The organism is Nocardioides sp. (genome assembly GCF_004803405.1).
GTDB classification, from domain to species: Bacteria; Actinomycetota; Actinomycetes; order Propionibacteriales; family Nocardioidaceae; genus Nocardioides; species Nocardioides vastitatis.
In genome coordinates this window covers 14,993-40,352 of record NZ_SSXI01000193.1, presented here as the reverse complement: position 1 = coordinate 40,352, position 25,360 = coordinate 14,993, and the positions used below count along the sequence as shown (strand labels likewise).

Below are 25,360 nucleotides of genomic sequence, written 5' to 3'. Positions count from 1 at the left end.
CCGGCCGTCGCGGGGTCGTCGGCGGCCAACGCCTCGGCGGCGGCGCGGCCGGCCGCGAGCCCGGTCGCGACGGCGTAGTAGATGCCCTCGCCCGTCATCGGGTTCACCAGTCCGGCAGCGTCGCCGGCCAGCATCACGCGTCCGGCAGGTGGTCGCCAGCGCCCCGCTGACAGCGGCAGCTGGTGGCCCTTCCAACCGGTGCCGCCGTCGGTCGCCCCAGGCAGCAGCGTGTCGAGCCGCTCCATCATCTGCGCCTTGGTGGGGCCGTCGTGCCGGTGGTCCAGCAACTCGCCGTAGCCGACGTTCGACAGCCCGTCGCCGCGGTCGAAGGACCACGCGTACGCCGGCTGTCGTGCGGTGTCGAAGACGATGACCTGGGCATTGGACCTGTCCGGAGCAGTGGGGGAGTAGCCGCGGATCGCGACCGCCATCGGTCCGGGGCCGATGCCGAGCGCCCGTCGGACGGTCGAGTGCGCGCCGTCCGCGCCGACGACCGTCCGTGCCTCGAGCTGGCCGTCGAGCGTGATCGAGGACGTCAGGACGAGCTCGCGGACCCGGTGCCGGAGCAGCGTCGCCCCGGCCTCCTGGGCCGCCTCGAGCAGCCGCTGGTCGAAGGTCGTCCGGGGAATCACCCAGGTCGGTCGCGCCATCCTCCGGTCCACGCCGAACGAGCCTCGGTCCAGCCGGAGTCGGGGCACGGGCACCTGGTCCTCGACGATCCCGGTGACACCGGCGCCCTCGAGCAGGTCGATGACCTGCGGGGCGATGCCGTCGCCACACGACTTGTCGCGGGGGAACTCGGCGCGGTCGATCAGTGCCACCCGGAGCGACGGGTCGACCCGCAACGCTCCGATCGCCGTGGCCGCGCCGGCGGGTCCGGCACCCACGACCGCCAGGTCCCATGCCGTCATCCGGCAACCACCGCGAGCAGCGCCACGTCGACCAGCGCGATCGCGACTGCGGCGTAGAACGGGGCTCTGCCGCGGCCGAACAGCGCGAGGGCCGCGAGCGCGACCACCACGGCAAGAGCCCCCCAGGCCCAGGTGGCCGGTGCACCGGCGGGGCCGAGGACCGCGACCGCCGTTGCGGCGACCAGCAACCCCGTGGCCAGCAGTCGGCTTCCACCCGCGCCGATCCGGTGCGGGAGCCCGTGCACCCCGGTTGCTGCGTCGTCGTCGAAGTCGGGCAGCGTGTTCAGGAAGTGCGCCGCGACCCCCAGGGTGGCCGCGGTGCCGATCATCCATGCGGGCGGCCATTCAGGCGGGGAGCCGGCAAGGCTGACGACGGCGGGGAGTGAGCCGAATGCCACGGCGTACGGGAGCCAGGACCAGGACGTCGCCTTGAAGTACAGGTTGTAGAGGTGGCCGAGTGCGACTCCGAGGCCCAGGTGGGTCGCCCCGCTGCGCCAGCCGGCCAGGAACGACAGCACCACACAGGCGACAGCGGCGACAACCAAGCACCGCAGCACCACAGCAGGGCTCAGCTCCCGGTTCGCCAGGGGCTTGTCCTTGCGGCCGACCGCGCGGTCGCGGTCGGCGTCGAGCAGATCGTTGCCCCAGCCGATGGTCAGCTGGCCGGTGAAGACGGCGGCAGTCACCACGAGGCCCCGGTACGCGGAGAGATCCAGGGCAACGGCCAGCAGCGCCACGATGGTGGTGACCGCGACCGTGGGACCGAAGTGTGCGGCGCGAAGGAGCGGGAGCAGGACGGCGGAGCGGCGTGTCGCCTCTGCGCGGGTCGGCACCGTCACCTCAGTCCCCTCAGGGCCGGTTGCGCTGGTCGACCGGGCCGCGGGTGACGAAGTCGCGCATGGCGCCGGCGACGCTACGACGCCGGAGCACGGGCGTCGCGTCCGCATCGCGGTGGCGCATGCCGGCGAGAACCTCCTCGAGGACTGACGTCGCGTCGACGCGAGGAGACCAGCCCAGCTCCCGCGAGGCTCGGGAGGAGTCGAGCAGCGGGAGCGCGAATGCCATGTCGAGCCAACCGGTGTCCACCGGCTGCAGCCGGAGGTGCCAGGCGGCAGAGAAGAGCGGGCGTACGACCGATGAGGGCACATGGATCGGCCGCGCCCCCAGCGCGTCGGCGATCCTCCGCGTCGTGATCGGCGGGTCGGCCGCCAGGTTGAAAGCGCCGCCTGTCCTCCGCTCCACCACCCGCGCGATGGCGTCGGCGACGTCGTCGGCGTGCACCATCGGGACGGCCGGCCGCCTGTCCAGGGGGAGCGCCGGGATGTGATCGAGCAGCGCCGCCGGCACGATCGCCGGCAGGCCGTACCGGAGCAGCGCGCTGCCCGCTGACCGTTGCCCCACGATGCCGGGGCGCATCCGGCTGATCAACGTGCCGTGGCCCTCCTGCTCGTGGCGGTCCAGAAGCCGTTCGGCGGCGGCCTTGTGAAGGCTGTAGCGCGAGGAGGGGATACCGTCGGTGGGCCAGCTCTCGTCGACGGGGGTGTCGTCGCGCTTGGCGGAGTAGGCGCCGACCGATGACATGTGCACCACGTGCGGCACCCCGGCAGCGGCGACGGCGCTGAGGACGCGGCCGGTGCCGCCCACGCCGAGTTCCTCCAGATAGGTGAGGTCATGTGAGGGCTGGAACCCCCAGGCCAGGTGGACGACAGCGTCGGCGCCAGCGAACGCGCGACCCAGCACAGCCACGCTCCGGTCCTTGGTCAGGTCGGCGCTGACCCATTCGACCCGGCCGCCGTTCGGCTCGATCTCGGGAATCCGGCGTGCGATCCCGATGAGCTGGTGTTCGCCGTCGGCGGTGAACCGTCGCAGCACGGCCGACCCGATGTTGCCGCTGGCGCCGGTGATGGCGATCCGCATGGCGTCCTCCCGTCCTGACTTCGTCCGTTACCCGTCGCCGGACCGATCACACGGGCCGGGTCCCGCGAGGGCGGCCGTGACGCGCGATCGTCCTTGCCCCGGCGAGCCCTGTCGTCTCTGCGGGGGGATGGGCAGGTCGCCTGCTGCTTGTACGACGTGCCAGTGCTGTCCTGACCGACCCCCTGACGTAGGATTCCTGCCGTGGCGACGCTTCTCACTGTCCTGCTCGTGATCACGAGCCTGCTGCTGATCCTTCTGGTACTGCTGCACAAGGGACGTGGCGGCGGACTCTCGGACATGTTCGGCGGCGGTGTGTCGAGCTCGCTCGGCGGCTCGTCGATCGCCGAGCGGAACCTCGACCGCTTCACGGTCGGGATCGGCGTGATCTGGTTCGCGTGCGTGATCGCACTCGGCCTGTTGCTCGCCTATCAGAACTGAACGCAACTGTGACCGGCCCGGGGATCACCCGGGCCGTCTGAGTCTGAGGAGAGAAGTCCGTTGGCTGGTGGTGGAAACGCGATCCGCGGTAGCCGTGTTGGTGCCGGGCCGATGGGGGAGGCCGAGCGTGGCGAGGCGGCTCCGCGGCAGGCGGTGACCTACTTCTGTGCGCACGAGCACCGCTCGGTGATCACGTTCTCTGTCGAGGCATCCGTGCCCGACTCGTGGGACTGCCCGAAGTGCGGCCTTCCGGCAGGCCTCGACTCCGAGAACGCCCCGCCGGCGCCGAAGATCGAGCCGTACAAGACCCACCTGGCCTACGTGAAGGAACGCCGCTCCGACAAGGAGGCCGAGGTCATTCTCGATGAGGCGATCCAGCTGCTGCGCTCGCGCCGCAAGGCCGGCGAGATCATCTTCTGATTGATCTGCGCGAGCGCGTCTTCGGCCGACCGGGGCGAGCAAGCTCGCCGGCAGGCCTCTCGACGCGCTGCCGCGCTCGCGGTTGACGTTCGCTGAGTGCGGGGTGGCTTGGCGGCCAGACGTTGAGCTCACGGCTTGGCGAGCGCGTCTTCGGCGCAGAGCGGGCAGCAAGCTGCCGGCGGCGCCTCTCGACACGCTGCCGCGCTCGCGGTTGACGTTCGCTGAGTGCGGGGTGGCTTGGCGGCCAGACGTCGAGCTAACTGCTTGGCGAGCGCGTCTTCGGCCGACCGGGGGCGAGCAAGCTCGCCGGCAGGCCTCTCGACGCGCGGCCGCGCTCGCGGTTGACGTTCGCGGAGTGCGGGGTGGCTTGGCGGCCAGACGTCGAGCTCACGGCTTGGCGAGCGCGTCTTCGGCGCAGAGCGGGCAGCAAGCTGTCGGCGGCCGCCTCTCGACGCGCTGCCACGCTCGCGGTTGACGTTCGCTGAGTGCGGGGTCGCTTGGCGGCCAGACGTCGGAGATCGGGTTGCTCCGGCGGCCAGGCTCTCGTACTAGAGGTCGCGGTGGAGCTCGTCGATCGGCGGCAGGTCATGCCGGTTGAGCCGGACGATCGCGAGCACCAGCCCGCCCCACAGGATGGCCATCGCCACCAGCATCAGGATCACTGCGTCGGCACTCATCGGACCTCCTCCTCGATCACGTCGTAGGGCTCCACGAGCGGTGTCTCGCTGCGCCAGCGCACCAGCGTCGCCAGCACGCCGAACAGCAGCACCACCGCGGTGCTGCCCCACCCCAGCACACCGAGCATCCAGTCCGGATATCCGCCGTAGGGCTCTTCGATGTCCGTGAAGAGCTCATCGATCAGCACGTAGGCGAGTGCGACCGGCGCGACCACGGCGATGAGCGCGAACCAGATCCGACCCAGGGGGAGGGATCCGGTGCGGTTGAGGTGCGCGGCAAGGCCAGGAAGCTCGCGCAGGACCCAGGCCACCACCAGCATGCTGACGACGGCGACCAGCAGGATCCCATAGCGGTTGATGAAGTGGTCGACGATGTCGAGCACGTAGACACCGCTGGTCGTGCTGAAGAGTGCCAGGCTGATCACGGTCGCCGGCACGCCGACCGCCATCGACGCTGCGATCCGAGACATCTCGAACTTGTCGCGGACCGCCGAGATCACGACCTCGATCACGCTGATCAGGGAGGTGAGCCCCGCGATCACGAGGGATCCGAAGAACAGGACACCGATCAACGCGCCTGCCGGTGCCTCGCTGATGAGCGCGGGGAAGACGACGAACGCGAGCCCCAGCCCTTCGGTGGCCACCTGGTCGACGGCGACCCCTTGGGCCTGCGCCATGAACCCGAGGGCCGCGAAGACGCCGATGCCGGCGAGGAGCTCGAAGCCCGAGTTCGCGAAGCCGACGACCAGGCCAGCGCCCGGCATATCGCTGCGCCGGTCGACGTACGACGCGTAGGTGATCATGATGCCGAAGCCGATCGACAGCGAGAAGAAGATCTGGCCGAACGCCGCGGCCCACACGCCGGGCTCGGTGAGCGCATCCCAGCTGGGTGAGAAGAACGCATCGAGGCCGACCACGGCGCCGTCGAGCGTGACGGCGCGCACGACCAGCGCGCCGAAGGCCACGACGAGGACCGGGATGAAGAACAGGGACAGGCGGCCGATGCCCTTCTCGACCCCGAGCGCCATGACGACCAGGACCGCCAGCCAGACCAGTGCGAGTGGCAGGAGCACGCCGGCGACGACGTCGGAGCTGATGCCGGGGTCTCCTGCCTGCAGGAACTCTCCGAACAGGAACCCCTCGGGGTCGTCGCCCCACGCCTCGTCCACGGAGAAGACCGTGTAGCGCAGCGCCCAGGCGATCACGGCGGCGTAGTAGACGGCGATCAGGAAGCAGATGCCCACCTGCCACCAGCCCAGGAACTCGGTGCCCCTGCGCAGCCGGGCGAAGGATAGTGGTGCGGATCCGCGGTGCTTGTGGCCGATGGCGTAGTCCATGAGCAGGAACGGGATGCCTGCAGTGAGCAGGGCGACCAGGTAGGGGATCAGGAACGCCCCGCCGCCGTTCTCGTAGGCGACGTACGGGAATCGCCAGATGTTGCCGAGCCCCACGGCAGAGCCGATCGCTGCCAGGATGAACACCTTGCGGCTGCTGAAGGCACCGCGTCGCTGAACCTCGTCGACTGTGGTCATCCCGATATCGTGCTCGCTACCGGCGGGTCGGGCAAACCGCGCGCCCTCAGTCATACGCGTGCGGCCGCCGCGGTGTCGAGGAACCAGGTGGTCTCGGTCCTGCCTCGCACGCCGCGGGCCGGGGTGTCCTCGACGGTGCCGTCCGACGCGAGTGCCCGCGCCACGGCGTCGGCCTTGCCCTCACCACTGACGACGAACCACACCGCGCCGGACCGGTTGAGGGCCGGGTAGGTGAGGGAGACCCGCTCCGGCGGTGGCTTGGGCGACCCGCTCACCCCGACGGCGGACACGTCGGTCACCGAGAGCTGCTCGAAGCCGGGGAAGAGCGAGGCGACGTGTCCGTCCGGGCCCACGCCCAGGATCATGACCAGGAACTCCTCGCCGCGGCTGACGAGGCGCTCGTCGACATCGGCGGCGTAGGCCCGTGCCGACTCGTCGACGCTGCCAGCGCCGTCGGTCGGTGGCGCCTGGTGGATCCGGTGCGCGGGAACTCCGAGCTCGTCGAGGAAGGCCGCGCGGGCCTGCCCCACATTGCGGTCGGGCGAGTCGGCGCTGACGAACCGCTCGTCGCCGAACCAGATCTCGACCGCACCCCAGTCGACACCCGAGCCGGGAGCGTGACGGAGCACTTCGCGGTGGATCTTCTCCGCGATCGAACCGCCGGTCAGGCAGACGTGGGGCACGCTGCCGGCGGCCTGGGCGTCGGCGATCCGGTTGAGCAGCTCACCGGCGACGGCCGAGGCGAGCGCGTCGGGGCTGTCATGGACCTCGACGAGGGGGGCGGGTTCGTTGTCCATCACGTCCGGTGCTCCAGGTAGTAGGCGATCAGGGAGTGGGTGGAGGGATCCTGCTCCTGCAGGACGGCCCGGTCACCCGCAACGGCGGGTGCGACCCGCTGGGCGAGCTGCTTGCCGAGCTCGACTCCCCACTGGTCGAAGCTGTCGATGCCCCAGACGACTCCCTGGGTGAAGGTGATGTGCTCGTACAGGGCGATCAGCTGCCCCAGCACAGAGGGCGAGAGCTCGGGCGCCATGATCGAGGTCGTCGGTCGGTTCCCGCTGAACACCCGCGCCGGCACGATCGACTCCTCGGTGCCCTCGGCACGAACCTCGTCCGCGGTCTTCCCGAACGCCAGCGCCTTGGTCTGCGCGAAGAAGTTGGCCAGGAGCAGCTCGTGCACGTCGGTATCGCCGTCGGTCAGCGGGTACGCGGGTCTGGCGACGGCGATGAAGTCGGCGGGGACGAGCCGGGTGCCCTGGTGGATGAGCTGGTAGAACGCGTGCTGGCCGTTGGTGCCGGGCTCCCCCCAGAAGACCTCGCCGGTGTCGGCGGTGACGGGGCTGCCGTCCCACCGCACACCCTTGCCGTTGGACTCCATGGTCAGCTGCTGGAGGTAGGCCGGGAACCGGTGCAGCGACTGCGCGTAGGGGAGTACGGCGTGCGTGTGGGCGCCGAGGAAGTTGGTGTACCAGATGTTGAGCAGACCCATCAGCGCTGGGACGTTGTGCCGCAGGTCCGCGGTGCGGAAGTGCTCATCGATCGTGTGGAAGCCGGCAAGGAGCTCCGCGAACCGCTCGGGACCGATGGCGATGACCAACGACGTCCCGATCGCGGAGTCGAGGGAGTAGCGCCCGCCGACCCAGTCCCAGAACCCGAAGGCGTTGTCCGGGTCGATGCCGAACTCCGCGACCTTGTCGAGCGCGGTGGACACCGCGACGAAGTGCCGCGCCACCGCGACTGCGTCCTCGACGTCCTCGCCGACGGCCCCGTCGGAGCGAAGCCGCTCGAGGAGCCAGGCTCGGCAGAGTCGCGCGTTGGTCAGCGTCTCGAGGGTGCCGAACGTCTTGCTCGACACGATGAAGAGGGTGCTGGCCGGGTCCAGCCCGGCGAGCTTCTGCGCGGCGTCGGTCGGGTCGATGTTGCTGATGAACCGACACTCGGGCCCGTCCTGGGCGTACGGCTTCAGTGCCTCGTAGGCCATCACCGGCCCGAGGTCGGAACCGCCGATCCCGATGTTGACGACCGTGCGGATCGGCGCGCCGGTGACGCCCGTCCACGCCCCCGACCTGACCCTGTCGGCGAAGGCGTACACGCGGTCCAGCACATCGTGGACGTCGCACACCACGTCCTCGCCGTCGACCTCCAGCACCGCGTCGGCCGGCTTCCGCAACGCGGTGTGGAGCACGGCGCGGTCCTCGGTGACATTGATCCGGTCCCCGCGGAACATCGCGTCGCGACGCTCGTGGATGCCGACCTCGTCCGCGAGGGCCACCAGGGTGTCCAGGACCTCGTCGTCCACCAGGTTCTTCGACAGGTCGACCAGGAGGTCGCCGGCCGTGAGGCTCAAGCGCGCCGCACGGTCGGGGTCCTTCGCGAACCAGGCGCGCAGGTCGGGGGAGAAGGAGTCAGCGAGCCGGACCAGGGTGGCCCAGGCCGCGGTGGACGTCGGGTCGACCGGCGCTGTCGGCACCGAGCTGCTCGACGGCATGAGGTCAGGCCCCGGCCTTTTCCATCTGACCCTCGACGGTGGTGACCAGCTCGGTCCAGGAGGTCTTGAACTTGTCGACGCCCTCGAGCTCCAGCACCTTGAACACGTCGGCGACGTCGATCCCGGCGGCGTCCAGCTGGTCAAAGACCTCCTGCGCCTCGGCGGCCTTGCCCGTGACCTGGTCGCCCTTCACCTCGCCGTGGTCGGCGAAGGCGCGGAGCGTCTTCTCGGGCATCGTGTTGACCGTGTCGGCGACGACGAGGTCGGTGACGTAGAGGGTGTCGGGGTAGTCGGGGTTCTTCACGCCGGTCGAGGCCCACAGCGGCCGCTGCGCGTGAGCGCCGTCGGCTGCCAGTGCCTGCCAGCGCTCGGAGGCGACGACCTCCTCGAAGGCGGCGTAGGCGAGCCGCGCGTTGGCGACCGCAGCCTTGCCGCGCAGAGCCAGGGCCTCGTCGGTGGCGATCTTCTCCAGCCTGGCGTCGACCTCGGAGTCGACCCGCGAGACGAAGAACGATGCCACCGAGCGGATCGTGGTGAGGTCGACACCGGCAGCCTTCGCCTTCTCCAGGCCGGCGAGGTAGGCGTCCATCACCGCGCGGTAGCGCTCGGTCGAGAAGATCAGCGTCACGTTGACGCTGATGCCGGCGGCGATCACCTCGGTGATCGCGGGAAGCCCCTCGAGCGTCGCGGGGATCTTGATCAGGGCGTTCGGGCGGTCGACCGCGGCCCAGAGCGCCTTCGCGGAGGCGATCGTCGCCTCGGTGTCGTTGGCCAGCGTGGGCTCGACCTCGATCGAGACGCGGCCGTCGTCCTTGGTCGACTCGGCGACCGGAGCCAGCACGTCGCAGGCGTTGCGGACGTCGTCGGTCGTCAGGGCGAAGATCACCTCGTCCGCGGAGGAGCCGTCGGCGACGAGCGCGCGGACCTGCTCGTCGTACCGCTCGCCGTCGGCGATCGCCGCGGCGAAGATCGTCGGGTTCGTCGTCACGCCGACCACGGAGCTCTGCCCGACGAGGTCGGCCAGATTCCCGGTCTCGATCCGCTCGCGGGACAGGTCGTCGAGCCAGATGGACACCCCCGCGTCAGCGAGGGCCTTCAGCCGATCATCCATGAATCCTCCTGGTGGTGATGCCGGTTGCGTGGGAGTCAGCCCTTGCTGGCTGCGTCGATGCTGTCCTTGGCGGCCTGTGCAACCGCCTCGGGGGTGAAGCCGAACTCCGTGAAGATCCGCGCTCCGTCAGCGGACGCGCCGTAGTGCTCGAGGCTCACCATCCGGCCGGCGTCGCCGACGTACTCGCGCCAGCCCAGGCGCAGACCGGCCTCGACACTGACCCGGGCCTTGACGGTCGGCAGCAGCACCTCGTCCCGGTAGGCCTGCGTCTGCTGCTCGAACCACTCGATGGACGGCATCGAGACCACCCGCGCGTTGATGCCGTCGACGGCGAGGAGCTCCCGGGCCTTGACGGCCAGCTGCACCTCGGAGCCGGTGCCGATCAGGATCACGTCGGGATCGGCGCCGGCGGACTCGACCAGGACGTAGCCGCCCTTGCCGACGTTCTCCGTGGTGGCGAATCCCTCGGCCCCGCGCGGGAACGTCGGCACGTTCTGGCGGCTCAGGATCAGGCCGGCGGGACGGTCGGCGTTCTTGAGGATCTGCAGCCACGCTGCGGCCGTCTCGTTGGCGTCCGCCGGGCGGACGATGTCGAGGCCGGGGATGCCGCGGAGCGCCCAGAGGTGCTCGACCGGCTGGTGGGTGGGACCGTCCTCGCCGAGGCCGATCGAGTCGTGGGTCCACACGTAGACGACCGGCGCCTTCATCAGTGCTCCGACGCGGACCGCGCCGCGCATGTAGTCGGAGAAGGTGAGGAAGGTGCCACCGAAGACGCGGGTGCCGCCATGCACGGCGATCCCGTTCATGATCGCGCCCATGCCGTGCTCGCGGATGCCGAAGTGGAGCACGCGGCCCTGGTAGGGGTCCCCCTGCCACTCCTCGACGGAGCGGTCCTCGGGGAGAAACGACTTGGCGTCCTTGATCGTGGTGTTGTTGGACCCGGCGAGGTCCGCCGAGCCGCCCCACAGCTCCGGCATGATCGGCGCGATCGCGTTGATCACCTTGCCGGACGCGGCCCGGGTGGCGACGCCCTTGGCGTCGGCCTCGAAGGTCGGGAGCGCCGCTTCGATGCCCTCGGGCAGCGCCCGGTCCTTCATCCGGTGCAGGAGCGCCGCGCCCTCGGGATGGGCGTCGGCCCACTCGTCGAACCTCTTGTCCCACTCCGAGCCCCACACCTTGCCCCGCTCGACCAGGGAGCGGGTGTGGGTGATCACCTCGTCCGGAACCTCGAAGGTCCTCGCCGGGTCGAACCCCAGGATCTCCTTGGTGGCCGCGACCTCGTCCGCGCCGAGAGCCGAGCCGTGCGCCGCCTCGGTGTTCTGGGCGTTCGGCGCGGGCCAGGCGATCACGGTCTTGAGCACGACGAGGGAGGGCCGGTCGGTGACGGCGTCAGCGGCGCGGATCGCCTCGTGGAGGGCGGGCACGTCCTCCTCGTAGTTCGTCAGGTCGGAGTGGTCGTTGCCGGTCCAGTCGACCGTCTGGACGTGCCAGCCGTACGCCTCGTAGCGCTTGGCGACGTCCTCGTTGAACGCGATGTGGGTGTCGCCCTCGATCGAGATCCGGTTGGCGTCGTAGATCACCGTCAGGTTGCCGAGGTGCTGGGTGCCGGCGATCGAGGAGGCCTCGCTGCTGACGCCCTCCTCGAGGTCGCCGTCGGAGGCGATGCAGTAGATGTGGTGGTCGAAGAGCGACTCGCCGTCACCGGCGTCCGGGTCCAGCAGCCCACGCTCGCGACGGGCGGCCATCGCCATGCCCACGGCGTTGGCGAGACCCTGGCCGAGCGGGCCGGTGGTCACCTCCACCCCGGGGGTGTGACCGAACTCGGGATGCCCGGGCGTCTTGGAGCCCCAGGTCCGGAGGCTCTGGAGGTCGGAGAGCTCGAGCCCGAAACCGCCGAGGTACAGCTGGGTGTAGAGCGTGATCGAGCTGTGCCCGGCGCTCAGGACGAAGCGGTCGCGCGCCATCCAGTTCGGGTCGGCGGGATCGTGCCGCATCACCTTCTGGAACAGCAGGTAGGCGGCGGGCGCGAGGCTCATGGCGGTGCCAGGGTGGCCGTTGCCGACCTTCTGCACGGCGTCCATCGCCAGCACCCTCGCGGTGTCGACCGCCCTGCGGTCCAGATCGGTCCACTCCAGCTCCGGAATCATGGTGCCGAGCCTACTCAAGCCCGTGGCGCCAACCAGACAGCGGCTGGGTGCACGAACTCGGTCCCACAGCGGCTACACTCGGAGCGCTCCGATCCCTGTGCCCAAGGACTCTCGTGACCTACGTCGACCCGACCAGCCCCGAGCTGCTGGCTGTCGACGAAGCCCAGCCGAAGGCCGCCTTCCGCGACGTGGTGATGGCCTACGTAGGCCTCACGAAGCCGCGGGTGATCGAGCTCCTGCTGCTGACGACCGTCCCCGTGATGTTCTTCGCCGCGCGCGGCGTGCCGCCGCTGGGCCTGGTCGTCGCCACCGTGATCGGCGGGACCCTCTCCGCCGGGTCCGCGTCGGTCTTCAACTGCGTCTACGACCGCGACATCGACGAGCAGATGCGCCGCACCCGGCGTCGTGCGCTGCCGCGGCACATCGTGACCCCGGCTGCGGCCCTCGTGTTCGGTGTCGTCCTCGGGGTCCTGTCCACCGTGGTGCTCGCCGTGTGGGTCAACCTGCTGTCGGCGGCGCTCTCGGTCACCGCGATCGCCTTCTACGTCTTCGTCTACACGATGCTCCTGAAGCGCCGGACCACCCAGAACATCGTCTGGGGCGGCATCGCCGGCTGCTTCCCCACCCTGATCGGCTGGACCGCCGTCACCGGCGAGCTGTCGTGGGTGCCGGTGGTGCTGTTCGCGGTCGTCTTCTTCTGGACACCGCCGCACACCTGGGCGCTGGCGCTGCGCTACCGCGAGGACTACGCCCAGGTCGACGTGCCGATGCTTCCGGTCGTGAAGCCGGCGCGGAACGTGGCACTGCAGATCGTCCTCTACAGCTGGGTCATGGTCGGCACGTCGCTGCTGCTCTGGCCGGTCGCCGGCACCGGGCCGCTCTACCCGGTCGTCGCGCTCGTCCTCGGAGCGGTGTTCCTGGCGCAGGCGCACGGGCTGCACCGCCGGGCCCGGGGCACCGAGGAGCTGAGCGTGCTCCAGCCGATGCGGCTGTTCCACTCCTCGAACCTCTACCTGTCGCTGCTGTTCGTCGCTGTCGCGATCGACCCCCTGCTGCGCTGACGAGCGGCCCCGCCGGTCAGTCGCGGGCGTGCGCGCTCAGCACCAGCCAGGCGATGCCCGCGGCGGTGAGGGCCGCACCGAGCATGTGCAGCAGCACGAGCAGCTCGGGGAGGTCGAGGTAGTACTGCGTGAACCCGACGACGCCCTGGACGACCTCGAGGGCGAGCAGGGCCGCCGCGGCGGTGCGCAGCGGCCGGTTCCCGGCACGGATCGCGAGGACCAGGACGAGCACGGTCAGGCCGACGAGGACGTAGACCGACCAGGCGTGCACGTGGGACATGACCTGGGGGTCGAGGCCGGTGCGCTTGGAGTCGAGGTCGCCGGAGTGGGGTCCGGAGCCGGTGACGACGGTGCCGAGGTACAGCACGAGCCAGCCGAGCCCGAACGTCACCCAGGCCAGCGCCCGGGTGCGGGGGCCCGCCGCGGCTCGGGGCGCGCCGACGAGATGGTCGAGCAGCATGACGCAGATCCCGATGATGACCATCGAGGAGAGGAAGTGGAAGGAGACCACCCACGGGTTCAGGTCGGTGAGGACGGTGATCCCGCCGATGACCGCCTGGGCCGGGATGTAGAGGCCGATCAGCAGGGTGAGCAGCCGGGCGCGGCGGTCACCGCTGCGCCACGCGACGAGGAACGCGGCGAGCGCGATGGCGCCGACGGCGAAGGTCAGCATCCGGTTCCCGAACTCGATCGCTCCGTGCATGCCGAGCTCGCCGTGCGGGACGTAGGACTCCGCGCTGCACCGCGGCCAGGTCGGGCAGCCGAGACCGGACCCGGTGAGGCGTACCGCGCCGCCCGTCACCACGATCCCGACGTTCGCGACCAGGTTGGCCCACGCGAGCACGGTCAGCCAGCGACCCATCCTCATCGTCACTCCCACTTGAACGTCCTGGTGGTGAGAGCCGCACCGCCCACGGCCCAGCCGACGAGCACGAGCAGGTCACGCACCGCGACGGCTCCGTCGCACGCGGCCCGCACCGCCTCGCCGAGCGCTCCGGACGGCAGCCACCGCACCACGTCGCCGAGGCCGCCGTACGCACTCACGGGGAGTACGACGGCCCCGCCGGCCAGCAGCAACAGGTAGACCAGGTTGGCGGCGGCGAGCGTGGCCTCGGCCCGGAGGGAGCCGGCCAGGAGCATGCCGAGCGAGGCGAACGCCGCGGTGCCCAGGAGCGCGGCGAGGATCAGGGCCAGCACGGCGCCGACGCCGTCCGGGCCGCGCCAGCCGAGGGCCAGGCCGACGCCGCCGATGACCCCGAACTGGAGGACCTGCACCACCAGCAGCGCGGCGACCTTCCCGCCGAGCAGCGTCCCGCGGGAGAGCGGAGCGGTACCGAGACGCTTGAGCACGCCGTAGCGCCGCTCGAAGCCGGTCGCGATCGCCAGCGAGGTGAACGCCGTCGACATCACCGCGAGCGCGAGCACGCCCGGCGTCAGCACGTCGACGGTCCGTCCGTCGATCCCCAGGCCGATCCGGTCGGCGCCCTGGACCGCGCCGACCAGCACGACCACCGGGATCACGACGGCGAGCAGCAGCTGCTCGCCGTTGCGGAGCATCAGGCGTGCCTCCATGCCGGCCTGCGTCACGAGCTGGCGCAGGACGGGGGCGGCACCGGGAGCGGGGGAGAAGGTGCTCATCCGAGGTCCTCCCGGCCGGTCAGCTCCAAGAAGACATCCTCGAGGTTCCGCTGGCCCAGCGACAGCGACTCCGGCAGTACGTCGTGGTCGGCGCACCAGGCGGCGACCTTGGCAAGCGTGGAGCCGTCGGCCGGTCCGGACACCTGGAGGCTCAGCGGGTCGAGCACCGTCAGCTCGGTGCCGGGGCCCAGCGAGGCGGCCAGCGCCTCGGGCGACCCCGGCGGGAACGGCTGCGTCACCACGAGGCGGATGGTCGCGACGGTGCCGCCGCGGGTCAGCTCCAGTGGCGAGCCGCTGGCGACCAGCCTGCCGTGGTCGAGGATGTGCACCTTGTCAGCCAGTCGCTCGGCCTCCTCGAGGTAGTGCGTCGTCAGCACGACGGTCACCCCGTCGGTCCGCAGCTCCTCCAGCAGGTCCCAGACGGCTCGCCGGATCTGCGGGTCCAGCCCGGCGGTCGGCTCGTCCACGAACACCAGCTCCGGGCGACCGACGAGCGCGAGGGCGAGGCCGAGCCGCTGCTGCTGGCCGCCCGAGAGCCGTCGGTACGGCGTCCGCCCGCACTCGTGCAGCGCCAGCCGCTCCATCAACAGGGTCACGTCGAGCGGGTGGGCGTGGAGCCTGGCGAAATGGCGCAGCATCTCCTCGGCCCGCGCTCCGCTCCACGCGCCACCGGACTGCAGCATCACGCCGATCCGGGGTAGCAGCGCCCTCCGGTCGCGGACCGGGTCCAGCCCGAGCACCTTGACGGTCCCGGCCTGCGGGCGTCGGTAGCCCTCGCAGGTCTCGAGCGTCGTGGTCTTGCCGGCGCCGTTGGGACCGAGCACGGCGGTGATGGTGTTGAGCTCCACGTCGAGGGAGAGGCCGTCGACGGCCGTCCGGTCGCCGTACCGCATCACCAGTCCGTCGACCCTGACAGCAAGGTCGGCTGCGCGGATCTGTGGCACCCGGGGAGTGTAGGGCGCGGCGCGCGGCTCTACGCTGGCGGCCGTGACTCCTTGGCTGTACGGCGTGATCCTCGCCATGTGTGGCGTCGCCGCCGTCCTGCTGGTGGTCGACCTGGTGCGCGACCGCGCGGCGCAGGACAGCCACTTCCTGACGCTCGCCGTGCTGGAGGTGCTGCTGCTCGTGCAGCTCGTCTGGGGCTGCGTCGCGCTCGCCGGCACCGAGCGGGACGTCTCGGCTGCCACGTTCGTGAGCTACCTGGTCACGGCCGCGCTCGCGCCGGTCGCCGGAGCGCTGTTCTCACTCGCCGAGCGGTCCCGGGTCGGCACCACGATCATGCTCCTCGCTGTCGGGACCGTCGCCGGGATGGAGCTGCGGCTCGGCGACATCTGGAGCGCCGGTGCCTAGGCCGGGGCCCTCCCAGGAGCTGTCGACGGGCTGGGGAAGGGCGCTGGTCTTCGGGTACGGCGTGTTCGCCGTGGCCGCGACCGGCCGGTCCGCCGTGCAGCTGGGGATGCACGCCGACCGGGCGCCGCTCGCGTACTCGCTGTCCCTGCTCGCGGCCGTCATCTACCTCCTCGCCACCACCTGCCTGCTGCTCGGCGGCCGGACCGGCTGGCGGCTGGCCGGGGTCGCCGTCCTGATCGAGCTCGTCGGCGTGCTCTCCGTCGGCACGCTCAGCTACCTCGCGACCGACCTGTTCCCGGACCGCACGGTCTGGTCGCATTTCGGGCAGGGCTACGCCTTCCTCCCGCTCGTGCTGCCCTTCGCCGGGCTCGCCTGGCTGCGCCACACCCGACCCCGGGCCGCAGGTCACTAAGGCTCCCCTTGCTTGAAGTGCCGGAATCAATATCGGCACACTGGTGTTGTCATATTCGTCGGGCGCGCACTAGGCGCGGCCGTGGGACGCGAGCTGAGCGGGAGGTGTGGGCGTGACGGAGACCGGTCTGGACGCCGACCAGCCGACCCGCCGACGGGTTGCCCACTCGATCCTCGTCAACGGCCCCTCCACCGCAGCCGCCCTCGCGGAGCGGCTCGACCTGACCCCAGCCGCCGTACGGCGCCACCTCGACCAGCTGGTCGCCGAAGGTGCCGTCGAGGCCCGCGACCCTCGGTCGGTGGGGGTGCGCGGCCGCGGACGACCCGCCAAGCTTTTCGCACTCACCGAGCACGGGCGCGACGGCTTCGACCAGCAGTACGACGACCTGGCCGCCGAGGCGCTCCGCTTCCTGCGTGAGACCGGTGGCGAGGACGCCGTGCGTGCGTTCGCCGACCGCCGTGCCGCCTTCATCGAGCGGCGCTTCCCCGAGGTCCAGGCGGCCTTCCCCGACGCCTCGCCGGCCGAGGTGCTGGCCATGGTGTTCTCCGACGAGGGCTACGCCGCGGCTGTCCACGAGATCCCCGTGGGTGAGGAGCTGTGTCAGCAGCACTGCCCCGTCTCCCACGTGGCGCACGAGTTCCCGCAGCTGTGCGAGGCCGAGACCGAGGCGATCAGCCGCGTTCTCGGCACCCACGTGCAGCGGCTCGCCACCATCGCCCACGGCGACGGGGTCTGCACCACGTGCATCCCCGGTGTCCACCAGATCAACCGGGTCTCGCCAGGCTCGACCAACCGAGAGAAGGAGCAGGTCACCTCATGACCTCCATCGAAGAGCTGAACCCCGAGCTCAAGGGGATCGGTCGCTACGAGTTCGGCTGGTCCGACAAGAACGACGTCGGCGCCGACGCGAAGCGCGGTCTCAGCGAGGAAGTCGTGCGCGACATCTCCGCGAAGAAGAGCGAGCCGCAGTGGATGCTCGACCTGCGGCTGAAGGGCCTGAAGCTCTTCGACCGCAAGCCCATGCCCACCTGGGGCTCGGACCTGTCGGCGATCGACTTCGACAACATCAAGTACTTCGTCCGGTCCAGCGAGAAGCAGGCCGCGACCTGGGACGACCTGCCCGAGGACATCAAGAACACCTACGACAAGCTCGGCATCCCCGAGGCGGAGAAGCAGCGCCTCGTCTCCGGCGTCGCCGCGCAGTACGAGTCCGAGGTCGTCTACCACTCGATCCGCGAGGACCTCGAGGCGCAGGGCGTGCTCTTCCTCGACACCGACACCGCGCTCCGGGAGCAGCCTGAGCTGTTCAAGGAGTACTTCGGCACGGTCATCCCGGTCGGCGACAACAAGTTCGCCGCGCTCAACACCGCGGTGTGGTCGGGCGGCTCGTTCATCTACGTGCCCAAGGGCGTCCACGTGGACATCCCGCTGCAGGCCTACTTCCGGATCAACACCGAGAACATGGGTCAGTTCGAGCGCACGCTGATCATCGTCGACGAGGACGCCTACGTTCACTACGTCGAGGGCTGCACGGCGCCGATCTACTCCTCCGACTCGCTGCACTCCGCAGTCGTGGAGATCATCGTCAAGAAGGGCGGCCGCTGCCGCTACACGACCATCCAGAACTGGTCGAACAACGTCTACAACCTGGTCACCAAGCGGGCGGTCTGCGAGGCGGGCGCGACCATGGAGTGGGTCGACGGCAACATCGGCTCGAAGGTCACCATGAAGTACCCCGCGGTCTACCTGATGGGCGAGCACGCCAAGGGCGAGACGCTGTCGATCGCCTTCGCCGGCGAGGGCCAGCACCAGGACGCGGGCGCCAAGATGGTGCACGCCGCCCCGAACACCTCCAGCTCGATCCTCAGCAAGTCCGTCGCCCGCGGCGGCGGCCGGACGTCGTACCGAGGCCTGATCCAGATCAACGAGGGTGCGCACGGCTCGAAGTCGAACGTGCTGTGCGACGCGCTGCTGGTCGACCAGATCAGCCGCTCGGACACCTACCCGTACGTCGACATCCGCGAGGACGACGTGTCCATGGGCCACGAGGCGAGCGTCTCGAAGGTGTCCGACGACCAGCTCTTCTACCTGATGTCGCGCGGCATGGAGCAGGACGAGGCCATGGCGATGATCGTCCGCGGCTTCGTGGAGCCGATCGCCAAGGAGCTGCCCATGGAGTACGCCCTCGAGCTGAACCGGCTCATCGAGCTGCAGATGGAAGGAGCCGTCGGCTGATGTCGACCGCTGTAGACACCACCGCGGCTGCGGTGGAGATGGAGCACGTCGAGTCCCACCTCCACCCCGAGCCGACGTACGACCTCCAGGCGCACCCGCTGCCGACCGGCCGCGAGGAGATCTGGCGGTTCACGCCGCTCAAGCGACTTCGCGGGCTGCTCCAGGACGCGCCGTCCGATGGGCACCTGGAGCAGAAGCTCGAGCTGCCTGCGAGCGTCACCCTGACGGCGATCTCGCTCGACGAGGCGTCCGCGCTCGGCGGCACCGCGCCGTTCGACCGACTCGGTGCCCTCGCCGCCAAGAATGCCGGCGGCGCGCTGCTGCTGGACATCCCGGCCGAGGCGGACGTGACGGAGCCAATCCGGGTGCACCTGCACGGCACCTCGCTCGACGAGATCGTCTGGGGCCGGCTGGTCGTTCGGATCGGCACCCAGGCCCGCGCGACCGTCGTCATCGAGCACTCCGGCTCGACGACCTACGACGCCTTCACCACCGTGCTCGTCGGGGACGGCGCCCAGCTCGACCTGGTGCACGTGAACGACTGGGCGGACGACGCCGTGCACGCGGAGCAGATCAACGCCCGCGTGGGTCGCGATGCGACGCTGCGGCAGTTCGAGTTCACGCTGGGTGGTGACCTGGTGCGCACGAGCACCAATGTCGACTACGCCGGCCCCGGTGGCACCGCGGAGCTGTTCGGTCTCTACTTCGCCGACGCGGGGCAGCACTTCGAGCACCGTCTGTTCGTCGACCACACCGCTCCCAAGACCGTCTCCAACGTCGTCTACAAGGGCGCGCTGCAGGGCGAGAAGGCGCACACCGTCTGGATCGGCAACGTGCTCATCCGCAAGGTCGCCGAAGGCATCGAGACCTACGAGGAGAACCGCAACCTCGTCCTCACCGACGGCTGCCAGGCCGACTCGGTGCCGAACCTCGAGATCGAGACCGGCGAGATCGCGGGCGCGGGCCACGCGTCGGCCGTCGGTCGCTTCGACGACGAGCAGCTGTTCTACCTGCGCTCGCGCGGCATCGAGGAGGCCGAGGCGCGCAAGCTCGTGGTCCGCGGCTTCTTCGACGACCTGATCCGCCGGGTCACGGTCCCGGAGCTGGCCGCGAAGCTGAGCAGCCAGGTCGAGGAGGAGCTCCAGCGCCACGTCCTCAAGGAGCTGGCATGAGCTTCGAACGTGCCTGCGCGCTGAGCGAGATCCCCGAGGACGAGGCGCTCGCCGTCACCATCGACCGGTACGACGTCGCGCTGGCCCGGCACGGCTCCGAGGTGTTCGCGCTGCAGGACCTCTGCACGCACGCCGCGGTGGCACTGAGCGAGGGCGAGGTCGAGGACTGCACCGTCGAGTGCTGGCTCCACGGCTCGAGGTTCGACCTCCGCACCGGCAAGCCCACCAGTTTCCCGGCGACCGAGCCCGTCGCCACCTTCCCTGTCGAACTCCGAGGCGACGACGTGTACGTCGATGTCTCGACCACCCTGAACGGAGTGACCCCCGCATGAGCAAGCTCGAGATCAAGGACCTCAAGGTGCAGGTCCAGACCGACGACGGCCCGATCGAGATCCTCAAGGGCGTCACGCTGACGATCGACGACGGAGAGACCCACGCGATCATGGGTCCCAACGGCTCCGGCAAGTCGACGCTGGCCTACTCGATCGCCGGCCACCCCCGCTACCAGATCACCGGTGGCACGGTGACCCTCGACGGCGAGGACGTGCTGCAGATGTCGGTCGACGAGCGGGCACGTGCCGGCCTGTTCCTGGCGATGCAGTACCCGGTGGAGGTGCCCGGTGTCTCGGTCGCGAACTTCCTGCGCACCGCGAAGACCGCGATCGACGGCGAGGCGCCCAAGCTGCGCACCTGGGTCAAGGACGTCAACGGCGTCCTCGAGCGGATGAACCTCGACCCCACGTTCTCGCAGCGGTCGGTCAACGAGGGCTTCTCGGGCGGCGAGAAGAAGCGCCACGAGATCGCCCAGCTCGACCTGCTCGACCCCAAGGTCGCAGTCCTCGACGAGACCGACTCCGGCCTCGACATCGACGCGCTGAAGGTCGTTGCCGACGGCGTCAACAGGTTCCGCGAGCGCGAGGGCAAGGGCGTCCTGCTGATCACGCACTACACGCGGATCCTGCGCTACATCAAGCCCGACCATGTCCACGTGTTCGTCGCCGGCAAGGTCGCCGAGTCCGGCGGGCCCGAGCTCGCCGACGAGCTCGAGGCCAACGGCTACGACCGCTTCCTGAAGGCCGCGGCGGTCTGATCATGGGCGCGACAGGCTCGACCACCCGGTCGGCCGCCCTGCCGGGTCTCCTCCCGGAGCTGGAGGTGATCCGCAAGGACTTCCCGATCCTCGAGCGCACGCTCGCGGGCGGGATGCCGCTGGTCTACCTCGACAGCGCGAACACCTCGCAGAAGCCGCAGGTCGTGATCGACACGATGGTCGACCACCTCGAGCGGCACAACGCGAACATCGCGCGGGCGATGCACCAGCTGGGCGCCGAGTCCACCGAAGCGTTCGAGGCCGCTCGTGACCGGGTCGCCGCCTTCATCGGCGCGCCGGACCGCGACGAGGTGATCTTCACCAAGAACGCCTCCGAGGCGCTCAACCTGGTCGCGAACACGCTCGCCTGGGCAGGGGAGCGGCAGGTTCGCGAGGGCGACCAGGTCGTCATCACCGAGATGGAGCACCACTCCAACATCGTTCCGTGGCAGCTGCTGACCCAGCGCACCGGCGCGACCCTGCGGTGGTTCGGGCTGACCGACGACGGCCGGCTCGACCTGTCGAACATCGACGAGCTGATCGACGATCGCACCAAGGTGGTCTCGGTGACCTGGGTGTCCAACATGCTCGGCACCATCAACCCCATCGCGGAGATCGCACGCCGGGCGCACGCCGTCGGCGCGATCATGGTCGTCGATGCCGCTCAGGCGGCGCCGCAGCTGCCGATCGACCTGCAGGCGATGGCCGAGGACGAGCGGCCGGACCTGATCGCATTCACCGGCCACAAGGTCGTCGGCCCCACCGGCATCGGCGTGCTCTGGGGCCGTCGTGCGGTCCTCGACGCGCTGCCACCCTTCCTCGGCGGCGGCGAGATGATCGAGACCGTCCGGATGGAGGCCTCGACCTACGCAGGCATCCCGCACAAGTTCGAGGCCGGCACGCCACCGATCGTCGAGGCGATCGGGCTCGGCGCCGCGGTCGACTACCTCGGCCACGTCGGCATGGAGTCCGTCCACGCGCACGAGCAGGCCATCACGGGCTACGCGCTCGAGGGGCTGCAGACCGTCAAGGGACTGACGGTCCTGGGCCCGCTCGACGCCGCCGCCCGGGGTGGGGCGATCGCGTTCCAACTCGACGGCGTCCACCCGCACGACATCTCGCAGGTGCTGGACAGCCGCGGGGTCGCCGTACGCGCCGGCCACCACTGCGCCAAGCCCGCGCACGCACGGTTCGGGGTGCAGAGCTCGACCCGCATGTCGTCCTATCTCTACACCGAGCCGCGCGAGATCGACGCCCTGGTCGAGGCGCTCGAATACACCCGTTCGTACTTCAAGCTCGCCTAGGGACACTGCGATGAGCACTACTGACGCCTCGGCCCTGGACGCCCTGTACCAGGAGATCATCCTCGACCACTACAAGCTGCCGCACGGCAAGGGCCTGCGGGAGCCGCACGGTGCCGAGGTGCACCACGTCAACCCGACCTGCGGTGACGAGGTGACCCTGCGGGTGCAGCTCGACGGCGAGCGGATCACGGACGTGTCGTACGACGCGGTCGGGTGCTCCATCTCGCAGGCGTCGGCCTCCGTCCTCTACGACCTGGTCGTGGGCAAGACGGTCGACGAGGCGATGGACATCCACGGCGAGTTCCTGGCCCTGATGCAGGGCAAGGGCACCGTCGAGCCGGACGAGGACGTGCTCGAGGACGCGATCGCCTTCGCAGGCGTCGCGAAGTTCCCGGCCCGCGTGAAGTGCGCGCTCCTGTCCTGGATGGCTTGGAAGGACGCGACCGCGCAGGTGATCGGCGCACATGACCGAGCAGCAGACGGAGGCAACTGATGACAACTGACAACACCGACCTGCCCGAGGTACCCGAGGCCGCTGTCGGCGGCGCCGGGACCGGGACGGCGACCGTGGAGGACATCGAGGAGGCGATGAAGGACGTCGTCGACCCCGAGCTGGGGATCAACGTGGTCGACCTCGGCCTCGTCTACGGCGTCCACGTCGACGAGCAGTCCAACGTCGTGCTGGACATGACGCTGACCTCGGCGGCGTGTCCGCTGACCGACGTGATCACCGACCAGACCAACAGTGCGCTCGAGGGCCTGGCCAACGACGTCGCGATCAACTGGGTCTGGATGCCGCCGTGGGGCCCGGACAAGATCACGCCGGACGGCCGTGAGCAGCTGCGTGCCCTGGGCTTCAACGTATGATCCGCGCATGAGCGCGGACCAGGAATCGCCGTACGACGACCAGGTCAGCGCGTTCTGGGAGGTCGCCAAGCGGCGGGCGAAGCTCGCGAGTCTCCCGGGCTACTTCGGGCCGTCGGCGCTCGAGTCGCTCATCCCGCCGGCGTGGTCGTTCGGCGCGACGCCGGAGCAGTCCGACGCGCTGCTCGAGCTGGTGCTGGCCGGCTCGAAGACCGCGACCTCCTCGGCCCTGTGGGACTACGAGACCACGGGGGAGCCGCTGCCCGAACGCGGCTCGCTCGGCATCCTGGTCGACGGCGCCGGACGGCCACGAGCCCTGGTCGTCACAACCGAGGTGCAGGTCGTGCGCTTCGACGAGGTGGACGCCGAGCACGCCCGGCTCGAGGGCGAGGGCGACCTGAGCCTCGAGCACTGGCGCAAGGTGCACGAGCGCTTCTTCACCGAGCACGCCGAGCACGACCGCGGCTTCAGCCCCGACATGCCGATCGTCCTCGAGCGGTTCGAGGTCATCTACGAGGACTGAGGGCGACGTGCCCGACGTCCTGGTCCCCGTCGCCCGCTGGTCGCGGTGGCTGACGAACTTCGAGGCCTCCCACGGGACCGCGATGCTGGTCGTGGACGGCGGAGCGCTGCGCGGAACCGCGCCCGACGGGTCGTGGTTCGCGGCACGGCTGCCCTTCAGCAGGTCGTACGACGGCCTCCCGGACCCGACCGCTCTCGCCGACGCCGCCACCGCTCCGGACCTGTGGGGCGCGCTCCTGGTTCGCAAGGGTGGGTTCGCGATCGCGCGCGTGGTGGGCGGTGCCGTCGTCGACTCCAAGGTGGGTCAGCGTCACGTGCAGGGCAGGACCAAGGCCGGTGGCCAGTCGCAGCAGCGATTCGCCCGGCGTCGCGGCAACCAGGCCCGCGAGGCCTACGCCGCAGCGGCCGACCACGCCGCACGCATCCTGTCCGGTGTGGCCCTGGTGGCCGCGGGCGGTGACCGCGCTGCCGTGACCGAGGTCCTGGCCGACCCCCGACTGGCGTCGGTCAGCGTGGTGGGACCGTGGTTCGCCGTGCCGGACCCTCGTCGAGCGGTCCTGGACCGGGTGGTCGGCGATGCGCAGGCGTTGGTCGTGGAGGTCGAGAACGCGCAGGCGTCACAGTGAGCGGGTCATGAAGACGCTGTGCGGGTCCAGTCGGTAGTCCCCGAACGGTCCGCACTCGGTGAAGCCGCGGGAGGCGTAGAGGGCGCGCGCCGGAGCGAAGAAGTCCTCCGAGCCGGTCTCGAGGCTCAGCTGTGCGTAGCTGCGCGTGCGAGCCTCCGCGAGCAGGTGGTCCAGCAGTCGCGCGCCGACCCCACGGCGCCGGGCGGCCGTCGCCGTACGCATCGACTTGATCTCGCCGTGCCCGGGACCGATCTCCTTCAGCGCGGCGCATCCCAGGACCGTGACCTCGTCCCGCAGCGTCCAGAAGGAGATCCCGGGCACCGCCAGGGCTCCGGGATCGAGCGCGTGCACGCTCTCGGCCGGAGAGGTCGCGTACATGTCCGCCAGGTGCTCCTCGAGGAGCTCGATGACATCGGGGCGGCGGGGGTCGTCAAGGTCGATCTGCACGCGTGCATTCTGTCGCGGCGCCCGCGGCGGACGCCGCGCGGGTGGCGGCAGGTTGATCGCCGGGACGCCCGTGATCGGCTAGTTTCCGGAGCATGTGGCAGCCCGAGCCCGACTGGGTGGCGCTCCCCGGTGGCTCCGGCACGTCCACCGTGGGGGTGTGGCGTACGGCGCTCGGTGGTCGTGCCGTCGTCGTGAAGCGGCTCGGTGCGCCCCAACCCGGTGACCCTGCGGCCCTGACGGAGCCCGGGCACAGCGGCTACTGGCGTCGCGAGGCCGACGTGCTCCTCACCGGCCTCGCCACGGCGACGCCCGGCCTGCGCAGTGTCGCCGGCTCGGTCGAGGAGGATGCCGAGGGGATCACGATCATCCGGGACTGGGTGGAGGACGCGGCGTCCAGCGGGCTGTTCCTCGCGCTCTCGATCGGACGGTTCGCCGGCGCACAGCTGGGCCGGCCGAGGTTCCTCGCCCAGCACCTGATGCGGGACCGGCTCGACCGGCTCGCGCGGCGCGGCGGCTGGCCGACCCTCGCCCGAACGACGGTGGCCGACGTCGCCGACCACCTCTGGGTCCGGCGTGAGGTCATGCTCGACCTCCTGGACGGCCTGCCGCAGGTCCCGCAGCATGGCGACCCGACCGCCCTGAACCTCCCGGGGCGGGACGGTGACGATGCCGTGGCCATCGACTGGGGGACGCTCGGTCACGGCCCGGTGGGGGGCGACCTCGGGTATCTGTCCCTGTCGTCCCGCGAGGAGTTCGAGCCGTTGTTCGACGCCTACCTGCTCGGGCTCCCGGAGGAGGTGGCCGACCGGGACGCCGTACTCCTGGGTGCGCAGGTCGTCGCCGTGTACACCGCGCTCAGCCGTGCGGAGTGGGCGCTGGCTCGGGTGACCGGTGGAGAGGGCGCACTGGCCGGCAAGTACCGGCACCCCTCCGTGGCGCCCCACCTGCGTGCCCTGCAGCGGACGTTCGGCCACATGGAGGCCCTGCTCCAGATCTAG

General features: G+C 70.4%; 29 protein-coding genes. 16 read left to right on the top strand and 13 right to left on the bottom strand.

Translation table 11 applies throughout. The features are described 5' to 3' along the window. From E7Z54_RS13600 to E7Z54_RS13590, 3 genes are all read right to left on the bottom strand, one after another. Positions 1 to 911 (bottom strand): NAD(P)/FAD-dependent oxidoreductase (locus E7Z54_RS13600; RefSeq protein WP_136434549.1); only part of this gene is annotated, 911 nt, incomplete at its 3' end. Beyond that, a complete protein-coding gene (locus E7Z54_RS13595; protein WP_206056198.1) occupies positions 908 to 1,750 on the bottom strand; it encodes a UbiA family prenyltransferase in 843 nt (280 codons plus the stop codon). The genes E7Z54_RS13595 and E7Z54_RS13600, both read right to left, overlap by 4 nt. A 10-nt stretch (positions 1,751 to 1,760) precedes the next feature. Then, positions 1,761 to 2,828: an NAD-dependent epimerase/dehydratase family protein gene (locus E7Z54_RS13590; protein ID WP_136434545.1), complete on the bottom strand. Its 1,068-nt coding sequence runs from the start codon at positions 2,826 to 2,828 to the stop codon at positions 1,761 to 1,763. Between the two features lie 201 nt (positions 2,829 to 3,029). On the opposite strand from E7Z54_RS13590, the gene secG reads away from it, so the two are divergent. After that, positions 3,030 to 3,266, top strand: a complete 237-nt coding sequence (gene secG / locus E7Z54_RS13585) for a preprotein translocase subunit SecG (RefSeq protein WP_136434543.1) — start codon at positions 3,030 to 3,032, stop codon at positions 3,264 to 3,266. A gap of 60 nt (positions 3,267 to 3,326) precedes the next feature. Then, complete coding sequence (locus tag E7Z54_RS13580; RefSeq protein ID WP_136434541.1) at positions 3,327 to 3,686, top strand: RNA polymerase-binding protein RbpA; 360 nt, start codon at positions 3,327 to 3,329, stop codon at positions 3,684 to 3,686. A 548-nt stretch (positions 3,687 to 4,234) separates the two neighbouring features. Here E7Z54_RS13580 and E7Z54_RS13575 read toward each other — a convergent pair. The 6 genes from E7Z54_RS13575 to tkt are packed head-to-tail and all read right to left on the bottom strand — an operon-like array spanning position 4,235 to position 11,641. Continuing rightward, positions 4,235 to 4,363 (bottom strand): methionine/alanine import family NSS transporter small subunit, encoded by a 129-nt coding sequence (locus E7Z54_RS13575; RefSeq protein WP_136434539.1) that lies wholly within the window; start codon positions 4,361 to 4,363, stop codon positions 4,235 to 4,237. Further along, positions 4,360 to 5,895 (bottom strand): sodium-dependent transporter, encoded by a 1,536-nt coding sequence (locus E7Z54_RS13570; protein ID WP_136434538.1) that lies wholly within the window; start codon positions 5,893 to 5,895, stop codon positions 4,360 to 4,362. The genes E7Z54_RS13575 and E7Z54_RS13570 overlap by 4 nt, the downstream gene beginning before the upstream one ends. Positions 5,896 to 5,945: 50 nt before the next feature. Then, positions 5,946 to 6,692, bottom strand: a complete 747-nt coding sequence (pgl, locus tag E7Z54_RS13565) for a 6-phosphogluconolactonase (RefSeq protein WP_136434536.1) — start codon at positions 6,690 to 6,692, stop codon at positions 5,946 to 5,948. Next, complete coding sequence (gene pgi, locus E7Z54_RS13560) at positions 6,692 to 8,383, bottom strand: glucose-6-phosphate isomerase (RefSeq protein WP_136434534.1); 1,692 nt, start codon at positions 8,381 to 8,383, stop codon at positions 6,692 to 6,694. The genes pgl and pgi overlap by 1 nt, the downstream gene beginning before the upstream one ends. 4 nt (positions 8,384 to 8,387) lie before the next feature. Further along, the gene (tal, locus tag E7Z54_RS13555) at positions 8,388 to 9,494 is read right to left on the bottom strand and encodes a transaldolase (RefSeq protein WP_136434532.1); all 1,107 of its coding nucleotides are present in this window, start codon (positions 9,492 to 9,494) and stop codon (positions 8,388 to 8,390) included. Between the two features lie 35 nt (positions 9,495 to 9,529). After that, the gene (gene tkt, locus E7Z54_RS13550; protein WP_136434530.1) at positions 9,530 to 11,641 is read right to left on the bottom strand and encodes a transketolase; all 2,112 of its coding nucleotides are present in this window, start codon (positions 11,639 to 11,641) and stop codon (positions 9,530 to 9,532) included. 143 nt (positions 11,642 to 11,784) lie between these two features. Here tkt and E7Z54_RS13545 point away from each other — a divergent pair, with 143 nt between their 5' ends. Beyond that, complete coding sequence (locus E7Z54_RS13545) at positions 11,785 to 12,702, top strand: heme o synthase (RefSeq protein ID WP_378527277.1); 918 nt, start codon at positions 11,785 to 11,787, stop codon at positions 12,700 to 12,702. A 16-nt stretch (positions 12,703 to 12,718) separates the two neighbouring features. Here E7Z54_RS13545 and E7Z54_RS13540 read toward each other — a convergent pair whose 3' ends face one another. Genes E7Z54_RS13540 through E7Z54_RS13530 form a run of 3 tightly spaced genes read right to left on the bottom strand, consistent with a single transcriptional unit; the run spans position 12,719 to position 15,284 of the window. Beyond that, entirely contained in the window at positions 12,719 to 13,570 is an 852-nt protein-coding gene (locus E7Z54_RS13540; protein ID WP_136434526.1) for a COX15/CtaA family protein, read from the bottom strand. Between the two features lie 2 nt (positions 13,571 to 13,572). Beyond that, positions 13,573 to 14,340, bottom strand: a complete 768-nt coding sequence (locus E7Z54_RS13535; protein ID WP_136434524.1) for an ABC transporter permease — start codon at positions 14,338 to 14,340, stop codon at positions 13,573 to 13,575. After that, positions 14,337 to 15,284 carry an ABC transporter ATP-binding protein gene (locus E7Z54_RS13530; protein WP_240769675.1) on the bottom strand — a complete coding sequence of 316 codons (948 nt, stop codon included), beginning with the start codon at positions 15,282 to 15,284 and terminating at the stop codon, positions 14,337 to 14,339. The genes E7Z54_RS13535 and E7Z54_RS13530 overlap by 4 nt, the downstream gene beginning before the upstream one ends. A 43-nt stretch (positions 15,285 to 15,327) precedes the next feature. Between E7Z54_RS13530 and E7Z54_RS13525 the strand changes: the two genes are divergently transcribed. The 12 genes from E7Z54_RS13525 to E7Z54_RS13470 all read left to right on the top strand — a co-directional run bounded on the left by E7Z54_RS13525 (position 15,328) and on the right by E7Z54_RS13470 (position 23,915). Then, entirely contained in the window at positions 15,328 to 15,690 is a 363-nt protein-coding gene (locus tag E7Z54_RS13525) for a hypothetical protein (protein WP_136434521.1), read from the top strand. Beyond that, complete coding sequence (locus tag E7Z54_RS13520) at positions 15,683 to 16,102, top strand: hypothetical protein (RefSeq protein WP_136434519.1); 420 nt, start codon at positions 15,683 to 15,685, stop codon at positions 16,100 to 16,102. The genes E7Z54_RS13525 and E7Z54_RS13520 overlap by 8 nt, the downstream gene beginning before the upstream one ends. A 112-nt stretch (positions 16,103 to 16,214) precedes the next feature. After that, positions 16,215 to 16,922 carry a helix-turn-helix transcriptional regulator gene (locus tag E7Z54_RS13515; RefSeq protein ID WP_136434517.1) on the top strand — a complete coding sequence of 236 codons (708 nt, stop codon included), beginning with the start codon at positions 16,215 to 16,217 and terminating at the stop codon, positions 16,920 to 16,922. Next, on the top strand, positions 16,919 to 18,337 hold the full coding sequence (gene sufB / locus E7Z54_RS13510) for a Fe-S cluster assembly protein SufB (RefSeq protein ID WP_136434515.1): 1,419 nt from the start codon (positions 16,919 to 16,921) through the stop codon (positions 18,335 to 18,337). The genes E7Z54_RS13515 and sufB overlap by 4 nt, the downstream gene beginning before the upstream one ends. Further along, positions 18,337 to 19,509 (top strand): Fe-S cluster assembly protein SufD, encoded by a 1,173-nt coding sequence (gene sufD, locus E7Z54_RS13505; protein ID WP_136434514.1) that lies wholly within the window; start codon positions 18,337 to 18,339, stop codon positions 19,507 to 19,509. Before sufB ends, sufD begins: the two co-directional genes overlap by 1 nt. After that, complete coding sequence (locus E7Z54_RS13500) at positions 19,506 to 19,841, top strand: non-heme iron oxygenase ferredoxin subunit (protein WP_136434512.1); 336 nt, start codon at positions 19,506 to 19,508, stop codon at positions 19,839 to 19,841. Before sufD ends, E7Z54_RS13500 begins: the two co-directional genes overlap by 4 nt. After that, positions 19,838 to 20,599 carry a Fe-S cluster assembly ATPase SufC gene (gene sufC, locus E7Z54_RS13495; RefSeq protein ID WP_136434510.1) on the top strand — a complete coding sequence of 254 codons (762 nt, stop codon included), beginning with the start codon at positions 19,838 to 19,840 and terminating at the stop codon, positions 20,597 to 20,599. The genes E7Z54_RS13500 and sufC overlap by 4 nt, the downstream gene beginning before the upstream one ends. A gap of 2 nt (positions 20,600 to 20,601) precedes the next feature. Further along, entirely contained in the window at positions 20,602 to 21,903 is a 1,302-nt protein-coding gene (locus E7Z54_RS13490) for a cysteine desulfurase (protein WP_136434509.1), read from the top strand. A gap of 10 nt (positions 21,904 to 21,913) precedes the next feature. Further along, positions 21,914 to 22,396, top strand: a complete 483-nt coding sequence (gene sufU, locus E7Z54_RS13485) for a Fe-S cluster assembly sulfur transfer protein SufU (protein WP_136434507.1) — start codon at positions 21,914 to 21,916, stop codon at positions 22,394 to 22,396. After that, on the top strand, positions 22,396 to 22,770 hold the full coding sequence (locus E7Z54_RS13480) for a metal-sulfur cluster assembly factor (protein ID WP_136434505.1): 375 nt from the start codon (positions 22,396 to 22,398) through the stop codon (positions 22,768 to 22,770). The genes sufU and E7Z54_RS13480 overlap by 1 nt, the downstream gene beginning before the upstream one ends. A 7-nt stretch (positions 22,771 to 22,777) precedes the next feature. Further along, on the top strand, positions 22,778 to 23,290 hold the full coding sequence (locus E7Z54_RS13475; protein WP_136434503.1) for an ASCH domain-containing protein: 513 nt from the start codon (positions 22,778 to 22,780) through the stop codon (positions 23,288 to 23,290). A gap of 7 nt (positions 23,291 to 23,297) precedes the next feature. Then, the gene (locus E7Z54_RS13470; protein WP_136434501.1) at positions 23,298 to 23,915 is read left to right on the top strand and encodes an acVLRF1 family peptidyl-tRNA hydrolase; all 618 of its coding nucleotides are present in this window, start codon (positions 23,298 to 23,300) and stop codon (positions 23,913 to 23,915) included. Here the strand turns inward: E7Z54_RS13470 and E7Z54_RS13465 are convergent. Further along, positions 23,907 to 24,362 (bottom strand): GNAT family N-acetyltransferase, encoded by a 456-nt coding sequence (locus E7Z54_RS13465; protein WP_240769674.1) that lies wholly within the window; start codon positions 24,360 to 24,362, stop codon positions 23,907 to 23,909. The two genes, E7Z54_RS13470 and E7Z54_RS13465, sit on opposite strands and share 9 nt — an antisense overlap. Before the next feature lie 92 nt (positions 24,363 to 24,454). Here E7Z54_RS13465 and E7Z54_RS13460 point away from each other — a divergent pair, with 92 nt between their 5' ends. Beyond that, on the top strand, positions 24,455 to 25,360 hold the full coding sequence (locus E7Z54_RS13460; RefSeq protein WP_136434499.1) for a phosphotransferase: 906 nt from the start codon (positions 24,455 to 24,457) through the stop codon (positions 25,358 to 25,360).

Bases quoted from the DNA above. Each gene is read 5' to 3' on its own strand.
- E7Z54_RS13475 (WP_136434503.1), top strand. From the start codon at position 22,778: ATGAGCGCGGACCAGGAATCGCCGTACGACGACCAGGTCAGCGCGTTC.
- sufD (WP_136434514.1), top strand. From the start codon at position 18,337: ATGTCGACCGCTGTAGACACCACCGCGGCTGCGGTGGAGATGGAGCAC.
- E7Z54_RS13535 (WP_136434524.1), bottom strand. From the start codon at position 14,340: ATGAGCACCTTCTCCCCCGCTCCCGGTGCCGCCCCCGTCCTGCGCCAG.
- tkt (WP_136434530.1), bottom strand. From the start codon at position 11,641: ATGATTCCGGAGCTGGAGTGGACCGATCTGGACCGCAGGGCGGTCGAC.
- E7Z54_RS13490 (WP_136434509.1), top strand. From the start codon at position 20,602: ATGGGCGCGACAGGCTCGACCACCCGGTCGGCCGCCCTGCCGGGTCTC.
- E7Z54_RS13460 (WP_136434499.1), top strand. From the start codon at position 24,455: ATGTGGCAGCCCGAGCCCGACTGGGTGGCGCTCCCCGGTGGCTCCGGC.
- E7Z54_RS13480 (WP_136434505.1), top strand. From the start codon at position 22,396: ATGACAACTGACAACACCGACCTGCCCGAGGTACCCGAGGCCGCTGTC.
- E7Z54_RS13540 (WP_136434526.1), bottom strand. From the start codon at position 13,570: ATGAGGATGGGTCGCTGGCTGACCGTGCTCGCGTGGGCCAACCTGGTC.
- sufU (WP_136434507.1), top strand. From the start codon at position 21,914: ATGAGCACTACTGACGCCTCGGCCCTGGACGCCCTGTACCAGGAGATC.
- tal (WP_136434532.1), bottom strand. From the start codon at position 9,494: ATGGATGATCGGCTGAAGGCCCTCGCTGACGCGGGGGTGTCCATCTGG.
- sufB (WP_136434515.1), top strand. From the start codon at position 16,919: ATGACCTCCATCGAAGAGCTGAACCCCGAGCTCAAGGGGATCGGTCGC.
- E7Z54_RS13500 (WP_136434512.1), top strand. From the start codon at position 19,506: ATGAGCTTCGAACGTGCCTGCGCGCTGAGCGAGATCCCCGAGGACGAG.
- pgl (WP_136434536.1), bottom strand. From the start codon at position 6,692: ATGGACAACGAACCCGCCCCCCTCGTCGAGGTCCATGACAGCCCCGAC.
- E7Z54_RS13590 (WP_136434545.1), bottom strand. From the start codon at position 2,828: ATGCGGATCGCCATCACCGGCGCCAGCGGCAACATCGGGTCGGCCGTG.
- E7Z54_RS13570 (WP_136434538.1), bottom strand. From the start codon at position 5,895: ATGACCACAGTCGACGAGGTTCAGCGACGCGGTGCCTTCAGCAGCCGC.
- sufC (WP_136434510.1), top strand. From the start codon at position 19,838: ATGAGCAAGCTCGAGATCAAGGACCTCAAGGTGCAGGTCCAGACCGAC.
- pgi (WP_136434534.1), bottom strand. From the start codon at position 8,383: ATGCCGTCGAGCAGCTCGGTGCCGACAGCGCCGGTCGACCCGACGTCC.
- E7Z54_RS13575 (WP_136434539.1), bottom strand. From the start codon at position 4,363: ATGAGTGCCGACGCAGTGATCCTGATGCTGGTGGCGATGGCCATCCTG.